12 protein-coding genes are annotated in these 10,432 nt (G+C 67.9%); 3 read left to right on the top strand and 9 right to left on the bottom strand.

The window, feature by feature from the left end; all coding sequences use genetic code 11:
* Positions 1–126 precede the first annotated feature (126 nt).
* Positions 127–714: a biotin transporter BioY gene (locus ABTZ43_RS15600; RefSeq protein ID WP_350539456.1), complete on the bottom strand. Its 588-nt coding sequence runs from the start codon at positions 712–714 to the stop codon at positions 127–129.
* A 56-nt stretch (positions 715–770) separates the two neighbouring features.
* Between ABTZ43_RS15600 and ABTZ43_RS15595 the strand changes: the two genes are divergently transcribed.
* Positions 771–1,370 carry a TetR family transcriptional regulator gene (locus ABTZ43_RS15595; RefSeq protein WP_056418121.1) on the top strand — a complete coding sequence of 200 codons (600 nt, stop codon included), beginning with the start codon at positions 771–773 and terminating at the stop codon, positions 1,368–1,370.
* Here the strand turns inward: ABTZ43_RS15595 and ABTZ43_RS15590 are convergent.
* From ABTZ43_RS15590 to sufB, 7 genes are read right to left on the bottom strand one after another with little or no spacing between them, the layout of a single operon-like run.
* Positions 1,333–2,703 (bottom strand): MFS transporter, encoded by a 1,371-nt coding sequence (locus ABTZ43_RS15590; RefSeq protein ID WP_350539455.1) that lies wholly within the window; start codon positions 2,701–2,703, stop codon positions 1,333–1,335. The genes ABTZ43_RS15595 and ABTZ43_RS15590 overlap by 38 nt on opposite strands.
* On the bottom strand, positions 2,700–3,854 hold the full coding sequence (locus ABTZ43_RS15585) for a MalY/PatB family protein (protein WP_350539454.1): 1,155 nt from the start codon (positions 3,852–3,854) through the stop codon (positions 2,700–2,702). The genes ABTZ43_RS15590 and ABTZ43_RS15585 overlap by 4 nt, the downstream gene beginning before the upstream one ends.
* A gap of 2 nt (positions 3,855–3,856) precedes the next feature.
* Positions 3,857–4,186 carry a metal-sulfur cluster assembly factor gene (locus ABTZ43_RS15580; protein WP_045254566.1) on the bottom strand — a complete coding sequence of 110 codons (330 nt, stop codon included), beginning with the start codon at positions 4,184–4,186 and terminating at the stop codon, positions 3,857–3,859.
* Positions 4,187–4,196: 10 nt separating this feature from the next.
* Positions 4,197–4,967, bottom strand: a complete 771-nt coding sequence (gene sufC, locus ABTZ43_RS15575; protein ID WP_045254567.1) for a Fe-S cluster assembly ATPase SufC — start codon at positions 4,965–4,967, stop codon at positions 4,197–4,199.
* Positions 4,967–5,293, bottom strand: a complete 327-nt coding sequence (locus ABTZ43_RS15570; RefSeq protein WP_045254568.1) for a non-heme iron oxygenase ferredoxin subunit — start codon at positions 5,291–5,293, stop codon at positions 4,967–4,969. Before ABTZ43_RS15570 ends, sufC begins: the two co-directional genes overlap by 1 nt.
* Positions 5,290–6,495, bottom strand: coding sequence for a Fe-S cluster assembly protein SufD (gene sufD / locus ABTZ43_RS15565; protein ID WP_056418135.1), 1,206 nt, complete (start codon positions 6,493–6,495; stop codon positions 5,290–5,292). The genes ABTZ43_RS15570 and sufD overlap by 4 nt, the downstream gene beginning before the upstream one ends.
* Positions 6,496–7,914, bottom strand: a complete 1,419-nt coding sequence (gene sufB / locus ABTZ43_RS15560) for a Fe-S cluster assembly protein SufB (protein WP_045254570.1) — start codon at positions 7,912–7,914, stop codon at positions 6,496–6,498.
* Positions 7,915–8,146: 232 nt separating this feature from the next.
* On the opposite strand from sufB, the gene ABTZ43_RS15555 reads away from it, so the two are divergent.
* Together ABTZ43_RS15555 and ABTZ43_RS15550 are read left to right on the top strand one after the other, a co-directional pair.
* Entirely contained in the window at positions 8,147–9,256 is a 1,110-nt protein-coding gene (locus tag ABTZ43_RS15555; protein ID WP_350539453.1) for a COX15/CtaA family protein, read from the top strand.
* Positions 9,257–9,340: 84 nt separating this feature from the next.
* Positions 9,341–9,772, top strand: coding sequence for a hypothetical protein (locus tag ABTZ43_RS15550; protein WP_350539452.1), 432 nt, complete (start codon positions 9,341–9,343; stop codon positions 9,770–9,772).
* On the opposite strand, the gene ABTZ43_RS15545 is transcribed toward ABTZ43_RS15550, so the two are convergent.
* Positions 9,718–10,432: heme o synthase (locus ABTZ43_RS15545; RefSeq protein WP_350539451.1), on the bottom strand; the 715-nt coding region annotated here is incomplete at its 5' end. The two genes, ABTZ43_RS15550 and ABTZ43_RS15545, sit on opposite strands and share 55 nt — an antisense overlap.

The following is a 10,432-nucleotide window of genomic DNA, read 5'->3' as shown; positions in this document are numbered from 1 at the left end:
GCGACGCCGGCGAGAACGAGCAGCGGCAGCATCGGGACGAAGGGCAGGAACGCCGCCGCGAGCGTGCCGACCGCGAACAGCAGATCGACGACGTGAGCGTCGAGCGCGAGGGTGCCGACAGCCGTCTCAGGCCGCACGGACCGAGGCCGACGCGCTCGGAACCCGCGCTCCGAAAGCGCGCGGATAGGCGCGGCGCAGGGCGACCGTGAGCACCGTCGCACAGGCTGCCTTGATCAGGTCGCCGGGAAGGAACACCAGGCTCGACAGTGCGGTCGGAACGAGATCGGTGCCGAGCACGAGTGCCTGCACGGGGATCCCGAATGCGTAGACCGCCAGTATTCCCCCCAGCACCGCGCCCGACGCGACCCGCCACCAGGTGATGCGTCCGCCATGCACGAGCAGGCCGACGATGGCCACCCCGACCACCCAGCCGAGGAGGTATCCCGCGGTGGGCCCGACGAAGACGCCGAGTCCCCCGCGTCCTCCGGCGAGGACCGGGAGTCCGACCGCTGCGAGCACGAGGACGAGCAGCACCGACAGCGGCGCGAGACGAGGACCCAGTACCGCCCCGGCGAGCATCACTCCCAGCGTCTGCGCGGTGATCGGCACGCCTCCGGGGACCGGCACCGTCACCGTGCCGAGCACGACGATCAGAGCCGCGAAGACGGCGATGCGAGCGAGATCCCGTCCGGCCTCACCATGGTGTCGAGTCATGCGCATGATCCTTCCTGAACACTGTTCACCTGAACGGTGTTCACTATAGTGAGGTCATGAGCCCCGAGCACAACTCGACGCGTCACGATCGCGCCGGCGTCGCACGCACCGCCCTCGCCCTCCTCGACGAGGTGGGGCTGGCCGATCTGTCGATGCGGCGCATCGCCGCGAAGCTCGAGGTGCAGCCGAGCGCTCTCTACTGGCATTTCTCCAGCAAACAGGAGCTCCTCGCCGAGCTCGCCGATCGGATCACCGCGACCATCCCCCGCGACGACGCCGATGTGCTGACGACGGCGCGCAGCATTCGAGACGCACTGTTCCGTCACCGCGACGGTGCAGAGCTGGTGCTCAGCACCTACGCACTGCAACTCGGATCGTCATCCGCCCAGTCCGCGCTCGAGGCGTCATTGCAGCGCCGAGGCGCGACACACGCCGAGGAGCGATCGGTCGCCCTGCTGCATTTCATCCTCGGTCACGCGACGCTCGTACAGCAGCGCATGCACGCGGACAGCCACGGTGCACTTCCCTCCGCAGACACCGTCGACGTGACCGCCGGTCTCGACCGTGTCTTCGATCTCGGAGTGGCCGCGCTGAGCGGCGAGACGGCACCCGCCGGACTCAGCGCGTCGCGTCCTCCGCGGCGTGACCGAGCCTGAGCCCGGGAAGCGACGCCACGAGCACGAGCGCAAGACAGAACGCGAACACCACGGCGAACGCTGCGACCTGACCGCCGAGACTCGCGACGGCCAGACCGGCCAGAGCGATCACCACCGCAGCCCCCGTGGAGTCGGAGATCGACAGCGCCGACGAGTTGAAGCCCTGATCCCCCTCGACGGAATAGGCGATCATGAGCACCGTCAGCCGCGGGTACAGAAGTCCCATTCCGCCGCCCGCGAAGCCCCAGCCCACCACGACCAGCAGCGCCGGCGCGGCTCCGAGTGCGGCGAGGAGCACGAACACCAGCGCCGTGAGCAGCAGCGAGAGGCTGATGAGCGTGATGCGGGTGTTGCCGAGACGCTCTCCGAAGCGGCCCTGCAGCTGCGACGCTCCGGCCCAGGCGAGGGCCGCCAGCATCAGTGCGACACCGGCCCATGTCGCGGAGAAGCCGAAGCGCTCCATCAGCAGGTAGGGGATGTACGCCTCCGCGGCGAAGAACGCCCCCGCCACGACACCGCGCATGAGCACGACGCTGGGCAGTCCTCGCCCGGCGCGCAGCGTTCCTCGTGGCAGCAGCGGGAGAAGCGCGACGGAGATGACCACGAGCGCGCCGATGGCCACCGGCCAGCCGACCCGCACGGCCATCTCTGCGCTGATGCCGATGAGGACCGCGCACACCGCCACGACGAACGCCAGTCCGAGGCGGATGACGAGGGAACGGGCACCCTGAGGCTCCCCGTGTCCGAGGTCGACGCCTCGCAACCGCGCCGCGATCGTCAGGAAGGCGACGGCCGTGAGCACGGCGACCCCGAGGAAGGCCCAGCGCCAGTCGAGGTACTCCGCGACGGCGCCCGCGAGGAACGGACCGATCATCGAGGGAACCACCCAGGCCGCGGCGAACGCCGCGAACACTCTGCCGTGCAGCTGCGGCGGGTAGAGCCGGGCCACGACGACGTAGAGCGCCACCGTCTGGCCGCCCGTCCCGAGCCCCTGCACGAGACGACCGATCAGGAACTGCTCCATCGTGCTCGCGAGACCCGACAGGATCAGCCCGGCGATGAACAGCGTCACCGCGACGTACAGCGCGCCTCGCGGCCCGCGGGTATCCGACCACGCTCCGGCGGCGACCATGCCGATGACGCTGGTCGCCAGCGTCCCCGCGAAAGCGACCGCATACAGTGCACGACCGTCGAGGGCGTCGCTGACGATCGGCATGACCGTGGTCACCGCCAGCGCCTCGATCGCCGCGAAGAAGATCAGGGCGACCGCGCCGGCCGTGACCCAGCGGCGCTGACGATCCCAGATCGAGACGGTCGAGGTGACCGCGGTCATCGATCCACGAGCGTCGCGATGCGCTCGACGGCCTCGGTGAGGATCTCCGGGCTCGTGCCGAAGTTCAGCCGGACGTGACCACGCCCCTCCTCGCCGAAGGCGGGGCCGAAATGCAGGGCGACCCTGGCCTCCTTGAGGATGCGCCGCGCGGGGTTGTCCCCCCATCCGAGAGCGGTGAGATCGATCCAGGCCAGGTACCCGGCATCCGGGATCCGATAGCGCGCGGCGGGCAGACGCGCGGCGAGCAGGTCATGGAGCAGCACCCGATTCGCGTCGAGCGTGCGCAGCAGCCCGTCGAGCCAGGGATCGCTCTCCTCCGTGAAAGCCGCGACGGCGGCGAGCAGGCCGAACTGGCCCGTGCGCCACTCGACCTCGACGGGCAGACGCCGCACGACCGCAGTCGTGGCGTCCGATGCGGTCACCATGAGAGCGCACTTGAGCCCCGCCAGGTTGAACGCCTTGCTCGCACTCACCACCGCATAGCCGACGGCGGCGGCCGCGGCTCCGGTGTGCAGGAACGGCGTGAAGCCCGCACCGGGCTGGGCGAGCGGCGCGTGGATCTCATCCGAGATCACCGAGACGCCGAACTCCTCGGCCAGCTCCGCCAGCGCCGTGAGCGCGTCGCGGTCGTGCACGGTGCCGGTGGGGTTGTGCGGGTTGCAGAGGAGCATGGCGGTGGCACCGCTCTCGAAGGCCGCGCGGATGCCGTCGAGATCGAGCTCCCAGGACGAGCCGGTGTCGCGCAGCGGGACCCGCTCCACCTCGGCGCCGGCCTCGGACACGAGGTCGTAGAACGGCGGATAGACAGGGGGCGTGACGACGACGCGCTCGCCCGGTCGCGTCACGCGCCGCAGGATCTCGACGATCCCCATGCTCACGTCAGCGGTGCTGCGCATTCGCGCGGGATCGGGCTGCCAGCCGAATCGCCGCAGCGCGAAGTCGCTGTACGTCGACGCGAGCGGGGTGCGTGAGGCGACGTACCCGGTGTCCCCTCTGTCGACCGCCCGGCGCAGAGCCGAGGAGATCGTCGGGGCGAGCGGGAAGTCCGTCTCCGCGACGAACAGCGGCAGCACGTCGGCGGGATACTCCCGCCACTTCTCGCTGGTGCGCGCGCGGAGCTCCGCCAAGGGCAGAGCCCTGACCTCGAGCATCCTCAGATCGCGAAGCCGAGTGCGCGCATCATGTCGCGGCCGTCGTCGCTGATCCGCTCGGGACCCCACGGCGGCATCCACACCCAGTTGATGCGGAAGCGATCCACCACGCTCTCCAGAGCCTGAGCAGTCTGATCCTCGAGCACGTCGGTGAGGGGGCAGCCGGCGCTGGTCAGCGTCATGTGGATGACGAGGGCGTCGTTCTCGTCGTCCCACGCGAGATCGTAGATGAGTCCGAGGTCGACGACGTTGATCCCGAGTTCGGGATCCATGACGTCCTTGAGAGCCTCGGTGACCTCGTCGTACTTCGCGTCGGTGAGCGTCGCTGTCATGCCGATCAGCCTACGCCTCGATGGGGGCGGCGGGGTCGAGGAAACGGTCGTATCCCTCGTCCTCGAGCCGGTCGGCGAGCTCGGGGCCACCCTCTTCGACGATCTTGCCGGCGACGACCACGTGCACGAAGTCGGGGCGGATGTAGCGGAGGATGCGCGTGTAGTGCGTGATCAGGAGCACGCCGAGACCGGTGGACTCCTTGGCGCGGTTGACGCCCTCGGAGACGATCTTCAGCGCGTCGACGTCGAGGCCGGAGTCGGTCTCGTCGAGGATCGCGAACTGCGGCTTGAGCACCTCGAGCTGCAGGATCTCGTGGCGCTTCTTCTCGCCGCCCGAGAAGCCCTCGTTGACGTTGCGCTGAGCGAACTTCGGGTCCATGCGCAGGTTGGCCATGGCCGCCTTGACGTCCTTGGTCCAGCCGCGGATCGCGGGAGCCTCACCGTCGAGAGCCGTCTTGGCCGTGCGGAGGAAGTTCGTCACCGTCACGCCGGGGATCTCGACCGGGTACTGCATGGCGAGAAACAGTCCGGCACGGGCGCGCTCGTCGACGGACATCGCGAGGACGTCCTTGCCGTCGAACGTGATGGACCCCGACGTCACGGTGTACTTGGGGTGACCGGCGATCGTGTACGCGAGCGTCGACTTGCCGGAGCCGTTGGGCCCCATGATCGCGTGCGTCTCGCCGGTGTTCATGGTCAACGTGATTCCGTTGAGGATCGGGGTGGTCCCCGCATCGGTCTCGACCGTCACATGGAGGTCGCGGATTTCGAGAACAGACATCAGATTTCCTTCGTCACAGTCGGGTCGATGAGCACGTCGTCACCGTCGATCTCGACGATGTAGACGGGAACCGGCTCATAAGCGGGGAGGTTGCCGGGCTTGCCGGTGAGGAGCGAGAACGCCGAGCCGTGGGCCCAGCATTCCACCGTGTCACCCTCGACGAAGCCCTCGGACAGCGAGATCTCGCCGTGGGTGCAGGTGTCGCCGATGGCGTGGATCACGCCCTCCGCGTCCTTGATCACGGTGATCGGGACACCGCTCGGCTCGACGCGGATCGGCATGTCCTGCTCGAGTTCCGAGACGCCGCACACGCGCTCCGCGCTCACGCGCTCACCTCGGAGAGTTCCGTCTCGATGGCGGCGAGCAGCTCGGATTCCAGCTCGGGAATTCCGAGGCGCTGCACGATGTCGGTGAGGAAGCCGAGCACCACGAGGCGGCGCGCTTCCTCCTCACTGATCCCACGAGCCTGCAGGTAGAACAGCTGCTCGTCGTCGAAACGACCCGTCGCGCTGGCGTGACCTGCACCGAGGATGTCCCCGGTCTCGATCTCGAGGTTCGGGATCGAGTCGGCGCGAGCGCCTTCGGTGAGCACCAGGTTGCGGTTGGCCTCGTACGAGTCGGTGCCCGTCGCATCGGCGCCGATCAGCACGTCGCCGATCCAGACGCTGTGCGCGCTCTCGCCCTGCAGCGCACCCTTGTAGAGGACGTCGCCCTTCGTGTGCGGTCCCTTGTGGTGCAGGTAGACCTGGCTCTCGAGGTGCTGGCCGGCGTCGGCATAGGACAGACCGTAGAGGTACCCCTCGGAACCGGCTCCGGCGAGCTCCACGCTCGGGTTCACGCGCACGACGCCTCCGCCGAAGCTGATCACGAAGTGCTTGAGCGTGGCATCCGCGTCGACCCGTGCCTGATGCGCGGACGCATGCACGGCCTCGTCCTGCCACTGCTGCAGGCTGATGACGGTGAGCGTGGCGCCGTCGCGCACGATGATCTCGACGTTCTGCGAGTACTGGGCGGCACCCGTGTGCTGCAGCACGACCGTGGCGGAGCTGTGCTCGAGCGCCTCGATCACGATGTGGGCGTCGGCGCGCAGTTCGGCACCGAGTCCCTCGACGGAGACGAGGATCGGCTCAGCGACCTCCTCCTCGCGAGGGATACGGATGTGCAACGCGTCGGTCGCCCCCTGCCACGCGACGGCGGCTGTGACGTCCTCGGCGAGGAAGACCTCACCACGAGGCGCGGTGCCCGCGGTCAGGGGTGCCGAGACGTACTGCTCGCCGGAGCGGAACGAGTAGCCCACGCCCTCGGCCGTCGCCGCGACCGCGAACAGCGCGGAGAGCTTGGACACCGGAGTGTGCTTCCAGTTCACCTCACGGCCCGTGGGCGAACCGAAGTCCGCCGGGTCGAACGAGTGGGGGCGCTCCGAGCGGGTCTGCACGGGCACGAACCCGGCATCCGAGACCTGTGCTGCGGGGTCGATGTGCGCGTTCGTATGCTGCGCCTCGCTGGGCGCCGTCGTCGAGGCCGCCATTTAGCCGACCGATCCTTCCATGCCCATTTCGATGAGCTTGTTGAGTTCCATCGCGTACTCCATCGGCAGCTCGCGCGCGATCGGCTCGATGAAACCGCGCACGATCATGGCCATGGCCTCGTCCTCGGGCATACCGCGGGACTGCAGGTAGAAGAGCTGCTCCTCGCTGACCTTCGACACCGTGGCCTCGTGACCGAGCTGCACGTCGTCGACGCGGATGTCGATCGCCGGGTAGGTGTCGGAGCGCGACTTGGTGTCGACCAGCAGAGCGTCGCATCGCACGGTGTTGGCGGAATGGTGCGCGTTCGCGTCCACCCGCACCTCACCGCGGTAACCGGCACGTCCACCGCCACGGGCGATCGACTTCGACACGATCGACGACTGCGTGTACGGCGCCATGTGGATCATCTTGGCGCCCGCATCCTGGTGCTGGCCGGGTCCGGCGAAGGCGACCGAGAGCGTCTCGCCCTTGGCGTGCTCGCCCATCAGATAGATCGACGGGTACTTCATCGTCACCTTGGAGCCGATGTTGCCGTCGACCCACTCCATCGTCGCGCCCTCGTGCGCGACCGCACGCTTGGTGACGAGGTTGTAGACGTTGTTCGACCAGTTCTGGATCGTCGTGTACCGAACGCGGGCGTTCTTCTTCACGATGATCTCGACGACCGCCGAGTGCAGCGAGTCCGACTTGTAGATCGGCGCCGTGCAGCCCTCGATGTAGTGCACGTAGCTGTCTTCGTCGGCGATGATCAGGGTCCGCTCGAACTGGCCCATGTTCTCGGTGTTGATGCGGAAGTAGGCCTGCAGCGGGATCTCGACGTGAACGCCCTTGGGGACGTAGACGAACGATCCGCCCGACCAGACGGCCGTGTTCAGCGCGGCGAACTTGTTGTCGCCGGCGGGGATCACCGATCCGAAGTACTCCTCGAAGAACTCGGGGTGCTCGCGCAGCGCGGTGTCGGTGTCCATGAAGATGACGCCCTGCTCCTCCAGGTCCTCGCGGATCTGGTGGTAGACGACCTCGGACTCGTACTGCGCCGCGACACCGGCGACCAGGCGCTGACGCTCGGCCTCGGGGATGCCGAGACGCTCGTAGGTCTCCCGGATCTCGGCAGGCAGGTCCTCCCAGGACTGCGCCTGCTTCTCCGTGGAGCGCACGAAGTACTTGATGTTGTCGAAGTCGATCTCACTGAGGTCGGCGCCCCAGGTGGGCATCGGCTTGCGTCCGAAGAGCTGGTACCCCTTGAGACGGGTGTTCAGCATCCATTCGGGTTCGTGCTTGAGCGCCGAGATCCCGCGGACCACCTCTTCCGAGATGCCTCGCTTGGCGATCGCTCCGGCGGCGTCCGCGTCGTGCCATCCGAATTCATACACCCCCAGGCCGTCAAGCTCCGGGCGGTCGATCAGCACATCCGACATCACACACTCTCCTCACAGGTCCCAAACGGTGTAATCCGCCCCGACACACCTGATCCCCGTCGAGTCTGCGGGAGCGGGTGCCGTTGGTGGGCCCTCATCACCGGCGCATCCATCGCGCCTAAACTGTTGACGATGCATCAGCGCGGTCAGCGCTCATCGCAACAATCCGATTCTACAGGTTCCGCCTGAAGACAGGGCCGCTCGCCGTGTCCGGCGCGGTTCGGAGAGACTTATGCCCCAGCCCACGATCGCCTCCTCCACGAACTCCCCCGGCGCGCCGTCGACGCACGCAGTCCTCTGGGGACGTGCGCTGCGGATCTTCGCCTGGTTGTCCTTCCTCGCGCAGACGATCATCATCGGCACCGGCGGCGCCGTGCGCCTCACGGGCTCGGGGCTCGGATGCTCGGAATGGCCGCTGTGCACGCCGGAGTCCCTCGTGCCGATCTATGCCGATCAGGGAATCCACGGCATCATCGAGTTCGGCAACCGCGTCATGACCGGCGTCGTCGGCGTCATCGCCCTCGCGGTGCTGCTGCTCGTGCTCGCACGCGTCGGCGGTCGTCGCCTGGTCTTCTCGGCTCTGCTGTTCGCCGCCGCCGGTATCGTCGCGGCCGGAATCGTCTTCGGAGTCATGTCGTTCTTCTCGCTGCCTGCGACGCCGTTCGCGATGGCGGCACTGCTGGCCATCGTGATCGCGGCGACCGTGAGATCCGTCAGGCTGACCACAGACAGACGCGACCTCGTGATCCTCGCCTGGATCGTCCTGATCGGCGTCGTCGCGCAGGCGCTGGTGGGCGGCATCACCGTGCTCACCGGCCTGAACCCCTTCATCGTCGGCTTCCACTACGTGTCGTCGCTACTCCTGGTGTGCGTGACCGCAGCGTTCCTCGTGCGGCTGTACGCCGTGCCGGGACCCCGCGTGAGCGCTGTGCCGAAGTGGTTCACCATCCTGAGCCATGTCACGGGTCTCGCCCTCGCGGTCACCATCGTGTTCGGAGTGCTCACCACCGGCTCCGGCCCGCACTCGGGTGACGCCGACGTCTTCCGCCACGGCTTCGACGCGACCGTCCTCGCGCACGTGCACTCGTGGCCCGGGTACATCCTCGCCGCGCTCGTCGCCGCGCTGACGATCTCGGCCTGGGTGCTGCGTCTGGAGCCGCGTCGGTGGCTGCTCGTGCTGGTGGTCGCGATCCTCGTCCAGGTCGGCGTCGGCATCTGGCAGGCGCGCGAGGGGCTTCCGCCGCTGCTCGTCGGCATCCACATGGTCCTCGCCTCGCTGTCGGCCGCGGCCTACACGGTGGTCGTGCTGCACCTGAAGACGCCGGTCACCACAGAGGACTGACGGGCGCGATCGGTCACGGCCCGCACAGTGGATGCATAGCTGCGGCATCGGCGGCTCATCAGTTCGTCGTGCAACGTGGCCCGCATGAACAAGTCACTGACACGCAGCATCGGCTTCTGGCTCCTCCTCGTGCTCTCGCTCGCGTCTGCGGCCGTCGGCGGGTGGATCATCGCCGGGCAGCTCGGCACGATGACCAGCACCCTGCTCGACGGCACCGCGACGGGCATCGAGGTCTACGTCGGACAGTCGCTCGTCGTGGTCGGCGCCGCGCTCCTCGGCGCGGGCGTCATCGGCCTTCTGATCGCCGTCGCTCTCGTCGCGGTGCAGGCCCTGCTCCCGACGCCGGCACCGGTGGTCGTCGAGCCGATCGACTGGACCGCGGATGACGAGACGGAGCCGACCGAGCGGACGGATCTCCCCTCAGCCGACACCACCGAGACGGAGTCGGAAGGCGACGAAGGTCAGAACGGAAGCAGCGGGTCGACCGCCACGGCCACGAAGATCAGCGTCAAGTAGGTGATCGAGGCGTGGAAGACCCTCATCGGCCGCGCCTCGTTCCCCCGCACCGCCTGGTTGTACAGACGGTGCGACTCATAGATGAACCAGCCGCCGAAGACCGCCGCGGACACACCGTAGACGAGGCCCATGCCGGCGATCGGGATCAGCAGCAGCGAGCAGGCGACGGTCGCCCACGCGTAGAGGATGACCTGGAGTCCGACCTGCGAGGCGTTGCGCGTGACGCCGAGCATGGGCACGTCGACGTCTTCGTAGTCGTCCTTGTACTTCATCGAGAGCGGCCAGTAGTGCGGCGGCGTCCAGAGGAAGATGAGGATGAAGAGGATGAACGCGGGCCAGTCGAGCGACTCGGTGACCGCAGCCCAGCCGATGAGCACGGGGAAGCATCCGGCGATACCGCCCCAGATGATGTTCTGCTCCGTACGGCGCTTGAGGATCATCGTGTAAATCACGACGTAGAAGAAGATGGCGGATGCCGACAGCGTGGCCGCGAGCCAGTTGGTCGTGAACCACAGCCATACGGTCGAGAGCACGGCGAGTGTCCAGGAGAAGATCAGCGCTCCGCGCGGAGTGATCTCTCCCGTCACGAGCGGACGGTTCTCGGTGCGGTGCATGTGCGCGTCGATGTCGCGGTCGAGGTACATGTTGAACGCCGCGGCG

The organism is Microbacterium sp. NPDC097977 (assembly GCF_040302605.1).
In the GTDB taxonomy this organism is placed as follows: Bacteria; Actinomycetota; Actinomycetes; order Actinomycetales; family Microbacteriaceae; genus Microbacterium.
The sequence above is the reverse complement of the archived record's forward strand: the minus strand, read 5'-3'. Positions and strand labels throughout refer to the sequence as shown.